13 protein-coding genes are annotated in these 14,742 nt (G+C 67.4%); 6 read left to right on the forward strand and 7 right to left on the reverse strand.

Going from position 1 to position 14,742, the window contains the following annotated elements; translation table 11 throughout:
- The 6 genes from AC1DGP_RS20255 to AC1DGP_RS20280 form a co-directional block, all read right to left on the reverse strand.
- Positions 1-915, reverse strand: a complete 915-nt coding sequence (locus AC1DGP_RS20255) for an ABC transporter permease (protein WP_441506678.1) — start codon at positions 913-915, stop codon at positions 1-3.
- Positions 912-2,060, reverse strand: coding sequence for an ABC transporter ATP-binding protein (locus AC1DGP_RS20260; protein WP_441506677.1), 1,149 nt, complete (start codon positions 2,058-2,060; stop codon positions 912-914). Before AC1DGP_RS20260 ends, AC1DGP_RS20255 begins: the two co-directional genes overlap by 4 nt.
- Positions 2,057-3,112 (reverse strand): ABC transporter substrate-binding protein, encoded by a 1,056-nt coding sequence (locus AC1DGP_RS20265; protein WP_441506676.1) that lies wholly within the window; start codon positions 3,110-3,112, stop codon positions 2,057-2,059. The genes AC1DGP_RS20260 and AC1DGP_RS20265 overlap by 4 nt, the downstream gene beginning before the upstream one ends.
- Positions 3,113-3,280: 168 nt before the next feature.
- Entirely contained in the window at positions 3,281-4,579 is a 1,299-nt protein-coding gene (locus AC1DGP_RS20270) for an NAD(P)/FAD-dependent oxidoreductase (RefSeq protein WP_441506675.1), read from the reverse strand.
- Between the two features lie 24 nt (positions 4,580-4,603).
- Positions 4,604-6,097, reverse strand: coding sequence for an aldehyde dehydrogenase family protein (locus AC1DGP_RS20275; protein ID WP_441506674.1), 1,494 nt, complete (start codon positions 6,095-6,097; stop codon positions 4,604-4,606).
- Positions 6,094-7,200 (reverse strand): mandelate racemase/muconate lactonizing enzyme family protein, encoded by a 1,107-nt coding sequence (locus AC1DGP_RS20280; protein ID WP_441506673.1) that lies wholly within the window; start codon positions 7,198-7,200, stop codon positions 6,094-6,096. The genes AC1DGP_RS20275 and AC1DGP_RS20280 overlap by 4 nt, the downstream gene beginning before the upstream one ends.
- Before the next feature lie 166 nt (positions 7,201-7,366).
- Here AC1DGP_RS20280 and pdxR point away from each other — a divergent pair, with 166 nt between their 5' ends.
- Both pdxR and AC1DGP_RS20290 read left to right on the forward strand, forming a co-directional pair.
- Entirely contained in the window at positions 7,367-8,851 is a 1,485-nt protein-coding gene (pdxR, locus tag AC1DGP_RS20285; RefSeq protein WP_441506672.1) for a MocR-like pyridoxine biosynthesis transcription factor PdxR, read from the forward strand.
- Between the two features lie 191 nt (positions 8,852-9,042).
- Entirely contained in the window at positions 9,043-10,653 is a 1,611-nt protein-coding gene (locus AC1DGP_RS20290; protein WP_441506671.1) for a GMC family oxidoreductase, read from the forward strand.
- Between the two features lie 165 nt (positions 10,654-10,818).
- On the opposite strand, the gene AC1DGP_RS20295 is transcribed toward AC1DGP_RS20290, so the two are convergent.
- The gene (locus AC1DGP_RS20295; protein WP_441506670.1) at positions 10,819-11,049 is read right to left on the reverse strand and encodes a twin-arginine translocation signal domain-containing protein; all 231 of its coding nucleotides are present in this window, start codon (positions 11,047-11,049) and stop codon (positions 10,819-10,821) included.
- A gap of 479 nt (positions 11,050-11,528) precedes the next feature.
- Here AC1DGP_RS20295 and AC1DGP_RS20300 point away from each other — a divergent pair, with 479 nt between their 5' ends.
- The 4 genes from AC1DGP_RS20300 to AC1DGP_RS20315 form a co-directional block, all read left to right on the forward strand.
- Positions 11,529-12,263: an outer membrane protein gene (locus AC1DGP_RS20300; protein WP_476770537.1), complete on the forward strand. Its 735-nt coding sequence runs from the start codon at positions 11,529-11,531 to the stop codon at positions 12,261-12,263.
- A gap of 342 nt (positions 12,264-12,605) precedes the next feature.
- The gene (locus tag AC1DGP_RS20305; protein ID WP_441509203.1) at positions 12,606-13,031 is read left to right on the forward strand and encodes a hypothetical protein; all 426 of its coding nucleotides are present in this window, start codon (positions 12,606-12,608) and stop codon (positions 13,029-13,031) included.
- 16 nt (positions 13,032-13,047) lie between these two features.
- Positions 13,048-13,626, forward strand: a complete 579-nt coding sequence (locus AC1DGP_RS20310; RefSeq protein ID WP_441509204.1) for an OmpA family protein — start codon at positions 13,048-13,050, stop codon at positions 13,624-13,626.
- Between the two features lie 66 nt (positions 13,627-13,692).
- A partial coding sequence (locus tag AC1DGP_RS20315) for a DUF3300 domain-containing protein (RefSeq protein WP_476832462.1) occupies positions 13,693-14,742 on the forward strand: 1,050 nt, incomplete at its 3' end.

The following is a 14,742-nucleotide window of genomic DNA, read 5'->3' on the forward strand; positions in this document are numbered from 1 at the left end:
TCAATGCCCCGCGCCGAAGAGGCCCGCGCCGCGCGAGAGCCGGGCAGCCAGGACGAGCACGACGAGCGTGATCACTAGCAGCACGACACCGAGCGCACTCGCCGCCCCCCAGTTGAAGAACAGCTCGATATCGTTGGCGATGCGGTTCGAGACCATCGTCACCTTGCCGCCGCCGAGCATCGCCGGCGTCACGTAGAAGCCGAGGCAGAGCACGAAGACGAGCGCGGAGCCGGCGGCAAGACCGGGCAGCGACAGCGGAAAGAACACGGTCCAGAAGCCGTGAGCCGGGGTCGAGCCGAGGCTGGAGGCCGCCCGCAGCAGGTCGCGGTCGATCGCCCGCATCGTTCCGTAGAGCGGCAGGACGAGGAAGGGCAGCATGATATGGACCATGCCGATCAGCGTTCCCGCGACATTGTGGACGAGCTGCAGCGGCTCGCTCCAGATGCCGAGCTCCATGCCCCAGGTGTTGATCAGCCCGCGGCGCTGCAGCAGCACCAGCCAGGCATAGGTGCGCACCAGGAGCGAGGTCCAGAACGGCAGCAGCACCGCGATCATGCAGAGATTGGCGGCGCGCCGCGGCAGCTGCGACAGGAAATAGGCGAGCGGATAGCCGAGCAGGATGCAGATCGCCGTGGTCAGCAGGCTGATCTCGAAGGTCGTGCGGAAGGTCCGGCCATAGGAAGGCTCGGCCAGCATGCGCCGGTAATGCTCCAGGCTCGGTGCGCCGGCATCGTCGAGGAAAGACAGGCCGAAGAGCCAGCCGACCGGCAGCAGCACCGTGATCGTGACGAGCAGGAGCGCAGGCGCGGCCAGCGCCGCCAGCCCGAACCGCTCGCGCCAATGGTCGCGGCGCAGCGCCGCGGCATGGAAATCGTCGCCGGCCCCGCCGGCAATGTTGAGCCCGGGCGCGCTCACTTGCGCGCCCTCCCCTCGTCGCCCAGCAGGACGGTGTCGCTGACGGCGATGCCGACCGCGATCGGCGTGCCGCGTGCCGGCGGCGCGGCATCGTCGCCCCGTGTCGCCATGCGCAGGCTGACCAGGCTGCCATCGCCCAGCACGAGCTGCAGCAGCAGCGTGTCGCCCTGGTATATCGCGCTCTGGACCGTGCCCTCGAAGCGGTTCATCGCCTCGGTTTCGCTGCCGTCGAGGATGCGTAGCCGTTCCGGGCGCAGCATCATCACGCAGTTCCGCTGCCCGGCCGGGACCTTGGGCGCCTGGATGACGGCGCCGGCAGCCCGGCAGATGCCATCGGTGACCGCGACATCGAGAAACGAGGATTCGCCGATGAACTCGGCGACGAAACGGCTGCCGGGCTGGTCGTAGATCGCACGCGGCGTGTCGATCCGCGCGATCCGACCGCGATCGAGCACCGCGATGCGGTCCGACATGGTCAGGGCCTCGCGCTGGTCATGCGTGACATAGACGGTGGTGGTGCCGAGCCGGTCATGGAGCTGGCGCAGCTCGATCTGCATGCGCTCGCGCAGCTGCTTGTCGAGCGCCGAGAGCGGCTCGTCCATCAGGATGATGCGCGGCTCGAAGACGATGGCCCGGGCAAGCGCGACGCGCTGGCGCTGGCCGCCGGAGAGCTGGTTGATGCTGCGCCCGCCATAGCCGCCAAGCTGGAACATCTCCAGCGCGGCCTCGACGCGCCGGGCGATCTCGCTCGCCGGGACGCGCCTCAGCCTGAGCGGGAACCCGACATTGCGGGCGACGTCCATATGCGGAAACAAGGCGTAGTTCTGGAAGACCATGCCGATCTCGCGCTTGTGCGGCGCAAGCCGGACGACCTCGCGCTCGCCGAAGCGGATGCTGCCCTTGTCGGGCCGCAGGAAGCCGGCAATCGCCATCAGCAGGGTCGTCTTGCCCGACCCCGATGGGCCGAGCAGAGTCAGGAACTCGCCGGGCCTGACGTCGAGATCGACATCGTCGAGCACCGAGACGGCGCCATAGGCCTTGCTCAAGCGCCGCACTGCGATCGGCAGCGCCCTGCCTGCGGGTGAGACGAGCGGGGCTGCCGCGATGGCAGCCTCCCGCTCGCCGGGATCAGCCGCCAGTCTCATTCGGTCAGCATGTTCTGGTAGGCCGCCGAGGCCTGGGTCTCGAACTTGGTGTACCAGTCGAGGTCGATCGGCACCTGCTTGGCGGCATTGTCGGGATGCGACGGCAGTGATTTGGCATAGGCCGCCTCGATCGTGCCGAGGTCGTAGGCTTTCTTGTTGGTCGGCCCGTAGGTGATGTATTTGGTGAATTCGGCCTGGTATTGCGGCTTGCTGATCTCGGCCAGGAACTTCATCGCCAGGTCCTTGTTCGGCGCCCCCTTGGCGATGGCGAAGCAGTCATAGTCGAGCAGCGCCTGGTTGAAGGTGTAGGCGACCTTGGCACCGTCCTTGGCGGCGACGTCGAAGCGCCCGTTCCAGCCGGTGATCATGTCGACCTCGCCATCCTTCATCAGCTGGGCGTGCTGGGCGCCAGAACTCCACCAGACCGCGATATGCGGCTTCAGCTCGCGGATCTTCTTGATCGCGCGCTCGATGCCGCCGGGCTGCGACAGGACCTCGTAGACCTTTTCCGGCGGCACGCCGTCGGCCATCAGGGCGGGCTCGAGCGCACCCGCCACGCCCTTGCGATAGGAGCGCTTGCCCGGGAATGTCTTGACGTCCCAGAAATCGGCCCAGCTCTGCGGGCCCTTCTCGCGGTAGGTCTTGGTGTTCCAGGCCAGAACCGTGGAAAAGACGTCGCCGCCGACGCAGTAATCCTGCGCGGTGCCAGGCACGAAGCTCGAGGTGTCGATGACCTTGTAGTCGAGCTTTTCGAGAATGCCCTCGGAGCCCGCGCGCGCCGCGCTGCCGGAGCCGCTGGCGACGACATCCCAGGTCACGGCGCCGGCCTTCACCTTGAGGCGCAGGTCGGCGATGCTGCTATAGGTCTCTTCCTTGAGCTTAATGCCCAGCGCCTTGGCGGCAGGCACGAACAGCGCCTTGCTCTGCGCCTCCTGATAGGAGCCGCCGAAGGACACGACGGTGAGCTCCTGCGCCAGGGCCGGCATCGCTCCGGCCAGGCTCAGGAGAAGGACGAGGGTCGATCGCGACGGCAGGATCGGCGGGCACTGCATGTCATATCTCCTGAGCTGAGGGGCACATGTCCAGCGGCAGTCGCGCAGTCGCTGTAGCGACCCAGCTTCCCACCATTGAGAGCGTGCAGAGTTTGTTGAAATTGGTCTGGCCAGAAGGTCCATTCTGAGAATTGGGGAAGGCCAATCCGCAGAGACGATCCTGCTGGCTCATCGGGCCAGGCGATCGCGCCAGCGGTAATAGAAGACCGATGGTGCGAGGAACCAGGGATTGCCGCTGTAGAAGGGCCGCGTCGGGAATGGCAGGTCGTCGAGCGCCGTCTTGCCTTCGGCCAGGCCAAGCACCTGCTGGCCGAGCCGCATGCCGAAATAGCTCGCCGTGCCGACGCCCGCCCCGCAATAGCCCATGGCGTAGTAGAGCCCGTCATGGCGGCCGACATGCATCAGCTCGTCGAAGGTATAGGCGACGAAGCCGCACCAGGAATGGCTGATCCGTGTCTGCGCCAGCTCGGGGAAGATCGCGCTCATGTCGGCATGGAGTTTGGGCCCGCTGCGCCGCGGATCCGTCTCGCTCAGGGAGACGCGGCCGCCGAACAGGATGCGCCGCCGATCGGGCGAGGCGCGGTAGTAATAGACGACCTTGCGGGTATCGCTGACGATGCGGTTGCGCGGGATCAGCTTGTCCATCAGCGCCGGCTCCAGCGGCTCGGTCGCGATGATGTAGCTGCCGATCGGGATGACGCGGCGGCGCAGCCAGCCGGTCGCCGGCCCGGTATAGCCGTTGGTGGCGACGATGACGTCGCGCGCCCGGATCGTGCCGCGCGGCGTCTCGACCAGGAAGTCCTTGCCCTGGCGGGTGATCGCGGTCGCCGGACAGAACGGTACGAGTTCGGCGCCGGCCGCGAGGACGCGCTCCAGCAGGCCCTGGTGATAGCGCGCCGGGTTGACCGAGGCATGGCCGGCATAGACCACGCCGCCATGGTAGAGGTCCGAGCCGATCTCGTCGCGCTGCTCGGCGCGCGGCACGACATGACAGGGCACTTCGAGACCCTTGGTCTGGTTGTCGACGCGCTGCGCCAGCATCTCGTACTGGCCCGGCGAGTGGGCGGCGTGAAAGCGCCCGACCACGCCGAAATCGCAGTCGATCGCCTCCTCGCGCACGAACTCGGCTATCCAGCGCAGCGAGCGATGGCCTTCCTGCAGAATGGCAAAGGCCCGCTTCTCGCCGTGACGGCGCGCCAGGGCCGCGAGGCCGGGCTTGATGCTGGTCGAGATCTGGCCGCCATTGCGGGTGCTGCAGCCGAAGCCGGCCGCCTCCGCATCGAGCACCACCGTGCTGCGCCCGCCCCTGGCGGTCTGGAGCGCGGCATGCAGGCCGGTATAGCCGGAGCCGACAACCACGACATCGGCCTGTTTCGGCGGCTCCGAGCGAGGCAATTCCGGCCGCGGGACTCCGTCCCACCAATAGGGTGCCGCCTTGAAATCGGCGGTAAACAGCTCAGTCGACATTCCGTCGTTTCCCCCCGGGCCCGTTCAGAGCCGCGCCACAACACTCTTGAGCTTGCAGTAGCTGCGCAAGCCCGCCATGCCCTTGGCCCGGCCAAAGCCGGATTTACGGTTACCGCCGAAGGGCATGGCGATGCCGCCGGCGAAGAACTCGTTGATGTAGACCTGGCCGGCGTCGACCGCGCGCGCGAAGCGCCAGGCGTTGGAATGGTCACGGGTGTAGATGCCGGCGACCAGCGCATAGGGGGTTGCGTTGGCGGCCGCGATGGCCTCCTCCAGATCCGCGACGATCTGCACGGTCAGGACAGGGCCGAAGATCTCCTCCTGCACCAGCGGGTCGTCCGGGCCAAGAGCAAGAATGATGGTCGGGCGATAGAACCAGCCGCCGCCGCATTCGCCTGCGGGAACGATGCCGCCGCCGATCAGGATGCGGTTGCCGGCCGTACGCGCCCGCTCGACATGGGCCTCGATGCGCGCGAGCTGCTGCAGCGAATTGATCGGCCCGATGCCGGCATCGCTGAAGCCATGGCCGAGCTGCATCGCTGAAACGCGTGCGACGAGCCGGTCGAGAACCTCGCCCGCGATCGGCGCCTCCAGGATCAGCCGCGAGCCGGCCGAGCAGATCTGGCCGGCATTCTCGTAGATCGCGCCGAGCACACCCTCGACCGCCGGCCCGATCTCGCAATCGGCCATCAGCGCGACGGGGGATTTGCCGCCGAGTTCGAGCGCCAGCCGCGTGACATGCCCGGCCGCCGCCCGCATCACGCGCTGGCCGGTCGCGACCGAACCGGTGAAGGTGATGTGGTCAATGCCGGGATGGGCGACGAGTGCTGCGCCCGCCTCCGCTCCCGTGCCGGCGACGACATTGAGCACGCCGTCGGGCAGGCCGGCCTCATGCAGCAGTTCCGCCAGCATCAGCGTGGTGAACGGCGTCTGCTCGGCCGGCTTGACGACGAGGGTGCAGCCGGCGGCGAGCGCTGGCGCGATGCCGCGCGTGGCCGTCGAGAGCGGATAGTTCCACGGCACGATCTGCGCGACGACGCCGACCGGTTCCTCGATCGTCACCCCGAGGTAGTCCGGGCCGAGCGGCACGCTGTCGCCATGCAGCTTGTCGGCGGCCCCCGCATAATAGGCGAAGGCACGGATGACGCCGCCGACATCGCCCTCGGATTCGGCGAGCAGCTTGCCGGAATCGAGCGTCTCGACCACGGCGAACCGCGCCGCCCGCTCGCGCAGCAGATGGCTCGCCCGCATCAGGATTTCGCCGCGGGCCGCCGGCGTCATCTGCGACCAGGGGCCAGACAGCGCCGCTCGTGCCGCCGCGACCGCCGCCGCCACATCCTCGGCTGAGCCCGCTGCGACGCTGGCGAAGGGGACGCCGCGGCCGGGGTCGAAACTCTCCATCTCCCGCCCCGAGACGGAGGCAATGAGCCGGCCGCCGATGAAATGCCCGCGCGGCAGACCTGCCAGGGTACCGGTGCGTCGCGCTTCCTCGACCAGCTTCTCCCGGTCGAGGGTCACGCCGACACCTCGGTCACGCGATACTCGGCCCGGTCCAGCCAGCTGGGCTCGATCTCGACGCCCCAACCGGGCTCGGAGGGGATTGCGACCATGCCGTCGCGGGCCTTGGGCGGGTTGCGCAGCAGCCCCTGCTCCCAAGGGTAATAGTCCGGACCCTCGATCGAGAATTCGACATAGGGGCCGGCATTGGCGAGCGCGCCCATGACATGCAGGGTGAACACCGTCACCAGCGACTGGTTGGCGGAATGGGGCGTCACCGGGAGGCCCGCCTCGGCCGCCCAGCGCGCCACCGTCAGCATCCGCCCGACCCCGCCGAGATAGCAGATATCGGGCTGCACCACGTCGACGACACGCCCGTCGATCATCGCCCGCCAGATCGCGAGGTCGCAATCCTGCTCGCCGCCGGTGACGTCGAGATCGAGCGCCTCGCGGACCTCACGCGTCCAGGCATGTTCCCAATAGGGACAGGGCTCCTCGAAATGGACGATGCCATGGTCCTGCAGCATGCGGCCGACCGCGATCGCGCTTGCCGGCGTATAGCCGCTATTGGCATCGACCAGCAGCGTCGCCTCGTCGCCGAGCGCGGCGCGGACCTGCGGCACGATCGCCTCGGTACGGCCGGGCCATTCATCGAGGTCGCGGCCGCATTCGCGCCCGACCCGGAACTTGAAGGCGCGGTAGCCATGGGCGTCGCGCAGCCGGGCCAGGCGCTCGGCTTCAGCCTCGGGAGTGATCTCGCCGCGCTTCATGCTGGAGGCGTAGACCGGGAACGGGCGCGGCGTGCCGCCGAGCAATTCGCAGACGCTCTTCCGCTCCTTGCGACCGCGCAGGTCCCAGAGCGCCGTGTCGAGTCCGGTCAGGGCCCGGCAGAGATAGGAGCCCGGGAACTTGTGCTCGCGCTCGCCGATCGTCGCGACGAGGTCGTCGACCGCAAAGGCGTCCCAGCCGATGGCCCAGCGGGCGACCTGGCGGTGGAAGACCGTCGCGGTGATGTCGGCATTATAGGGCGAGAACTGCCCCCAGCCCTGGCTGCCATCCTCGCAGGTGGCACGGACGAAGCCGACATCCGGCGTCGTGAAGCTTTCGAGACGGGTGATCTTCATTATTGCCGCCGCCAATCCATCGCCATGGCCCAGCGCGATTGCCAGGCGGCGTGGGCTCAGAAAGGAACTTGAATTGGTCTGAACCCAAGGTCCATTCTGGCGAAAGCAGCAGTCCAATCGCAGAGATCGCGACCGGTGCTGGCTTGGGCAGGATCACTGGAGCGATATGGTCAAACGCGAAGAAGGTGTCCTGCTGCAATCGATCGTGCTGGATCGACAGGGGCAGCATGGGCTCAGCGTCCAGGTCTGCGTGGGCTTGCGCGAACTCATCCTGAGCGGCGCGCTCAAGGTCGGCGAGCGCCTGCCGGCGACGCGCACGCTGGCGCAGGAATTCGGCGTGGCCCGCACCACCATCGTCGAGAGTTTCGACCGGCTCGCCGCCGAGGGGCTGGTCGAGACCCGCGTCGGTGCCGGCACCTATGTCAGCCAGGCGCTGGCGAGCGAGCGGCCGGCCCCAGTGACCGCGGCGGTAGCCGTGCCGACCGCAAAACTCCGGCTGGCGCAGGCGATGGATTCCGCCTCAAAACTGTTCGGCACGCGCCTGCCGCACCAGCCGCGCGCCTTCACTACGGCGATGCCGGCTTTTGACGCCTTCCCGATGGCGCAATGGGCCAAGCTTTCCGGCCGGCACTGGCGCAAGGCCCGCCAGCAGGTTTTGGGCTATCCCGATCCCCATGGCGAGGCGGTGCTGCGCCAGGCGATCGCCGCGCATCTGCGGCTCAACCGCGGCATTGCCTGCGAATGGCAGCAGATCTTCATCGTCGCCGGCGCCCAGCAGGCCTTCCAGCTGCTCGCCGCGACGCTGATCAATCCCGGCGACAAGGTCTGGTTCGAGAATCCGGGCGCGATCGGCGCCCGCAACAGCCTGATCCTGTCGGGTGCCGATATCGTGCCGGTGCCGGTCGACGAGGCCGGCCTGATCGTCGAGGCAGGCCTGCGCCGCGCGCCGGATTTCAAGCTCGCCTTCGTCACACCCTCGCACCAGCAGCCGCTCGGCGCCAAGATGAGCCTGGAACGGCGGCTGGCCCTGCTGGAGGCGGCGCAGGCGAGTTCCGCCTGGATCATCGAGGATGACTGGGACGGCGAGTTCTGCTTCCAGGGCGCGCCGATGGCGACGCTGACCAGCATCGACCTGACCGGTCGCGTGATCTATGTCGGCACCTTCTCGAAGACGCTGTTCCCCTCGCTGCGCCTCGGCTTCCTCGTCGCCCCGCCGCAGCTCGCCGAGCAGATCGGCATCTGCCTCGACGCCTATTCGCCGGGCGTGCCGACGGCGCTGCAGGGCATCGTCGCCGACTTCATCGTCGAGGGCCATTTCGCCACCCATGTCCGGCGCATGCGCAAGCTCTACCAGGAGCGCCACCAGGCGCTGATCGCCGCGGCGGATGCGCATCTGGCGGGCGCTCTCACCGTCGTGCCCACCCATACCGGCATGCACACGATCGGCTTCCTGCGCGAGGGGCTCGATGCCGTTGCGGTGACGCAGACCGCCGCCCGGCGCGGCATCACGGTGGCGCCGATCAGCCGCTTCAGCCTGGAGCCGGTGGAGCGCGACGGGCTCGTGCTCGGCTTCAGCGGCTTCACGCCGGCGCAGATCCAGGCCGGCGTGCTTGGCCTGCGCCAGGCGATCGACGATCTCAATTCGACCTGATCCTGGGCCTGATCGCCGGCCTGATCCCCACCGATTGGACTGGCGCTTCGAACAGAATGGTCCTTAGCGACAAGCCCAATCCAACCTAAGACATCGGCCCGAAACGTGGATCGCGGTTTTCGGGGAAAGCCGATGCAAACACATCGCGAGCCTGATGTTCAGGCAGCGCCGGAAGCGGCAGGGAGTCCATCTTGGAGGAATGGGATGTCATCGTCATCGGCGCGGGCTCGGCCGGTTGCGCGCTGGCCGGGCGCCTCGCATTGGCCGGGCGCGGCCGCATCCTCGTGCTGGAAGCCGGGCCGCGCGACCTGAGCCCCTGGCTGCATCTGCCGATCGGCTACGGCAAAACCTTCTACCACCCGCGCCTGAACTGGATGTACCGGACGGAAAGCCAGCCCGCCCTCGCCGGCCGCCAGATCTACCAGCCGCGCGGCAAGGTCGTCGGGGGGTCGAGCGCGATCAATGCGATGGTCTATATGCGCGGCCAGCGCGAGGATTTCGACGGCTGGGAGGCGATGGGCAATCCCGGCTGGGGCTGGCGCGAGGTGCTCGCCGCCTATCGCCGCATGGAGGACCATGCGCTCGGCGCGTCAGAGTGGCATGGCGCGGGCGGCCCCGTGCATGTCGAGGACATCGCCTCGGTCGTCCACCCGCTGACCCCGATCTTCGTCAAGGCGGCGCAAGAGGCCGGCCTGCCCTTCAACCCCGATCTCAACGGCGAAAGCTGCGAGGGCGCCGGCATCTACCAGATCACGACGCGCGGCGGCCTGCGTGAATCGGCGGCACGCGCCTATCTGCATCCGGCCCGCAAGACCGGGCGCGTCAAGGTCGAGACGGGCGTGCTCGCCTCGCGCATCCTGTTCGAGGGGCGCCGCGCCGTCGGCGTCGAAGGGCAACGCGACGGCGCGCCCGTCAGCTTCCGCACCGCCGGCGAGATCATCGTCGCGGCGGGCGCAATCAATTCGCCCCAGCTCCTGCAGCTCTCCGGCATCGGCGCGCCCGCGCTTCTGGCGCAGCATGGCATCACGCCCTTGCACGCCCTGCCGGCGGTCGGCGCCCATCTCCAGGACCATCTCTGCTACGACCATGTCTACCGGTCCAGGCGGCCCAGCCTGAACGAGGCCTTGCTCTCCTGGCCCGGCCGCATCGGCATGGCGCTGCACTATGCGCTTCACCGCAGCGGCCCGCTCTCGCTCAGCGTCAATCAGGGCGGCGGCTTCTTCAAGACGCGGCCGGGGCTCGAGCGTCCGGACATGCAGCTCTATTTCTCGCCGCTGAGCTATGAGCGCGCCCTGCCCGGCGTGCGCGCCCTGATGAAGCCCGATCCGTTCTCCGGCTTCAGCACCAGCGTCTCGCCCTGCCGGCCGCGCAGCCGCGGGCATGTCGCGATCCGCTCGGCCGATCCCCATGTCGCCCCGGTGATCGAGCCGAACTATCTCTCCGATCCGGAGGATATCCGCGACATCCTGGCCGGTGCACGCTTCCTGCGCCGCCTGGCATCGGCGCCGAGCTTCGCCGCCCTGATCGAGCGCGAGATCCGTCCGGGGCCGGACTGCGCCGATGACGAGGCGCAGATCGACGCCATCCGGCAGCAGGCCTATTCGGTCTTCCACCCCTGCGGCACCTGCCGGATGGGGCCCGATCCTGCGGATTCAGTTGTCGATGCGAGCCTGCGGGTGCATGGCCTCAGCGGCCTGCGCATCGCCGATGCCTCGATCTTCCCGACGATCCCCTCCGGCAACACCAACGCTCCGGCGATGATGGTCGGCGAGCGTGCGGCCGAGATCATGCTGGCAGAGTGACGCGCACTGCGGAGGACCTTCCGTCGCTGGCGTGAGCGGCGTCGCCGTACCGGGCTTGAGATTCAAATGGCGCGCGAGACGGTGGCGACCACATCCCTACGCAGGGATGGTGCGCAGAGGGGCCGCCATCGTATCCCGCTCTTCCGCTGTACCTTCAGCAGCCACTCACTGACGGCGCTCCTCACGCCGATCGGTGCGTCCGGTGCGGCGAACGTCGCGTCGCTCCCCGCGCCCGGTGCGCCTGTCGCCGCGTCGATCCATGCCCGCGGTCTCGGCCTCGGAAGGTGAACTTGTCAGGACTGTGGCAGCCCCTGCGAGGCCCAGTGCAGCCGCCGACCACAAGAAGGAAAGGGCATGTCGACGAGAGATCACGTCCGGATTGAAGACATCGCTCATGGCAAAACTCCTTTGGATCGATGAACCGTCTTTGCTGCCCCCTTGGCCACCCCTGGCCGCCCCAGAACACCATGTTTGACGCCGGGCCAGCCGCAGCCGCAGCCTGAGGCAAGACAACCGTCCGCGTCATTCCTGGCAGGCTGGTTATGGGCTCGGCCGGCCTCGCGCACAAGATTATTCGCACGCGCCCGATGACCCAACCCCATTTCGGCCAATCATCGCCGCTCCGAATACGCATTGCGCGACCGCCGAGATCAAAGACACTCCGGTATCCCCGTCCTGACAACCTTCAAGGCGCACCCATGGATTGATTGACCTCACGTCATCGAGAATTCGCATTCATAATTGGCTAAGTGATCAAATTGTCGCTATCGGGAATATTTGACATCCATCAGTAAATTAGGCCGATTATTCGGGTTCACCGCCGCAATTTGATGTGCAACAGATAGGCTGGCCTATTCCTGACTTCGGAGGACACCATGCGACTAGGACTTGTATCCACCGCCGTCCTTGCAACCTGCCTGGCGACGTCGGCCCTCTCGGCCGATCTTCCCAGCCGCCAAGCGCCGCCTCCCCCGATCGTCTACGCTCCCGTCTTCACCTGGGCCGGATTTTACATCGGCCTCAACGCCGGCATGGGCTGGGCCGACTCGGGTAACATCACCATTACCGGGCCGACAGCTGGCTCTTCCGGAATTCTGGGCGGCAATAGCGGCGACGGCACGTTCGTCGGCGGCGGCCAGATCGGCTATAACTGGCAATCCGGCGCGTGGGTCTACGGTCTCGAGACCGATATCCAGTATGTCGGATCGAACGGCAATATGTCCTGGGGGCAATACACCTGGTGGGCAAATAATGGCGGTGGTGACGGCGGGTATTTCGGCACCGTGCGCGCCCGCATCGGTTACGCCTTCGATCGGACCCTGGTCTACATCACGGGCGGTCTGGCCTATGGCGGCCTGAACAGCAACCCACTGACCGGCAACACGACAAGCAATGCCGGCTGGACCATCGGTGGCGGCGTCGAATACGCCTTCACCAATAACTGGACGGTCAAGCTCGAAGGTCTCTACGTCGATACCGGCGAGGGCCGACAGACCCGGGTCTTCCAAAACCCCGCGGGCGGCGTGCTCCCGGCCGGAATCTATACCGCCACCACCAGTGGCGGCGGCGGCGGCGGGATCGTTCGCGTCGGCGTGAACTACAAGTTCTGAGCCGGACACTCTGGATCTGCAAACAGCCCGGCCCATGCGCCGGGCTGTTTCTCCCTTCATCCGACCGCGCCACAAGCGCGGCCTCTGTTCGCCCCCTGTCACGACGAAACTCGGAAGCTGCCGACATTCTCTAATGCCGGCGCTCCAGATGTCTTCGCGCTCGCCCTGATCGATCAACTCATCCCCCTGGCGTTTTCCGGCGCCAAGAACGCCGGTCTCGCTGAAATCGCCTGACCGCTTGATTGGCTGGAACCTTCGGATACGCTCTCTTTTCTGACCTCCCCCTAGGGCGGGCAGAAAAGAGAGCGCAAGGGATTACCGACCGAACACAGGGAGACGATCGTGAGTCTACGCAGAGCCCTCGCCGCAACCTGCCTGCTAACTAGCCTGGTCATCCCACTGGCCGGTTCCGCCCAGCCGCTCACCTTCGCCGAAGCCTATGATCGGCTGGCGAAGTCCTGCGGTTCGGACATCGACAAGCTTTGCTCGAAGGTTTCGCTTGGCGGCGGCGCCGTCAAAACGTGCCTTGATCGGAACCAGGCGCGGCTATCGGTGGGCTGCAAGGCCGCTTCGGCCGAAGTCTTCCAGTCGCTCGCGAAGCGGGCCAATGCCCAGGCTGCCGCAGTCAAGGTCTGCGAGCGCGACCTTGGTCAATATTGCAGCGGCGTGCAGCCCCACGACGGCTACAGGCTGCAGTGCCTGCTGACCGCGTCCAAGGTCGTCAGCAGCAGCTGCAAGCAGGCCATCGTCGATGCCGGCTGGAACTGAAGGGACAATGCACCCGATGAAGCCCATCGCCCTCGTCTTCTCCGCCGCAATCGCCCTCGCCCCCGCAACCGTGCACGCCCAGGAGCGGCTCAACGACACGCAACTGATCGAGACGCTGAACGTCCTCGACCAGTCGAAATCCATCGACGTCGCCGCGCTCCGGCGCCGGGCCGTCGACAGTGTCGCCGCCAACCGCGGGCCGGATGCCTCGCTGCGCGAGCCTCTCTCGCAGGAACTGGACAATCTCTCGCAGTTTACGGTCGAGATCCAGTTCCGGACCGGCTCGGCGGTGATCCGCCCTGCATCATTCCGCACGGTCGGCGTGATCGCCGACTCCCTGCTCCACCCGACCTTACGAGAATACAAGTTCCTCATCGTCGGCCACACCGATGCGGTCGGCGACCGCAAGTCCAACCTGACGCTGAGCCAGAAGCGGGCCGATGCTGTTCGCGACGCGCTGGTCACCACATTCGGCATCGCCCCAGCCAGGATTGTCTCGGTCGGCCTCGGCGAAGAGCAGTTGCAGAACCGGAAGAACCCGGACGCAGCAGCCAATCGGCGCGTCCAGATCGTGAATGTGGGTCGTTTCAGATAGGGGCCGGATGGTGATGGACCGGCTTGGTTGCAGACATTTGAGCGCGAGGACGGCATGCGACACGGAATGATCGCCCTATCCGCAATGGCGCTGGCGCTGGCTCCGGCCAGCGTCTTTCTCCCGGGCCTCGGCGCCGCATTCGCCCAGCAGGCCGCACCAGCGCCACAGGCTGCACCGGCGCAGGCAGCGGACACGGTCTTCACCCGTGCGGAGATCGAGCCGCTGGTGAAGCCGATCGCGCTCTACCCCGACCCGCTGCTCGCCCAGTTGTTGCCGGCCTCGGCCTATCCGCTCGATATCGTGCAGGCGGCGCGCTGGATCGAGCGCAACAAGGCGGCCGTCGAGAAGGCCGACTTCACGGCAGCCGACGCCATGAACTGGGATGCCAGCGTCAAGGCGCTGATCCGGTTTCCCGACCTGATCAAGCAGATGAACGAGAACCTCGACTGGACGAGCGATCTCGGCGACGCCTTCGTCTACCAGCCGACGGATGTCGCGGCCGTCATCCAGGATCTCCGAGCCCAGGCGGCAAAGGGTGGAGCCCTGAAGTCGACGCCGCAACAGACCGTCGTCCAGAAGACCGAGGGATCCAGCAACGTCATCTATATCGAGCCGGCGGAACCGGAGGTGATCTATGTTCCGAGTTACGACCCCGGCGTCGTCTACGAGCCGGTCGCCTCCGCCGTCCCGGGCGCGCTCCTGACCTTCGGGACGGCCATCGCCGTCGGCGCCGTGATGTACAACAACCCGTGGAACTGGGGCACCGGCGCGGTCTATCCGCCGCGCTGGCCGGGTTATCCCGGCTACCGGCCCGGCTATCCCGGCGCACCCGGGCGCGGAAACATCAATATCGGCAACGAGATCAATATCGGCGGCGGCAACACCATCGGCAGCGGSAACAACATCGGCAACACCAAGCCGTGGCGGCCCGACCCTGACCGGTATCGGCCCGGGCAGGGCTCCAAGCCCGGCCTCGCCCGCCCCGGCGGCCCAGGCCGCCCAGGCGGTGTTGGCGGACCGGGAGGCCCAGGCGGCGTTGGCCGGCCAGGCGCCCCGGGTGGCGTTGGCGGCATTGGCGGCCCCGGGCCGGCTGGCGGCGTTGGTGGTCCCGGAGGG

It is taken from the genome of Allobosea sp. 05T433, from assembly GCF_056396065.1.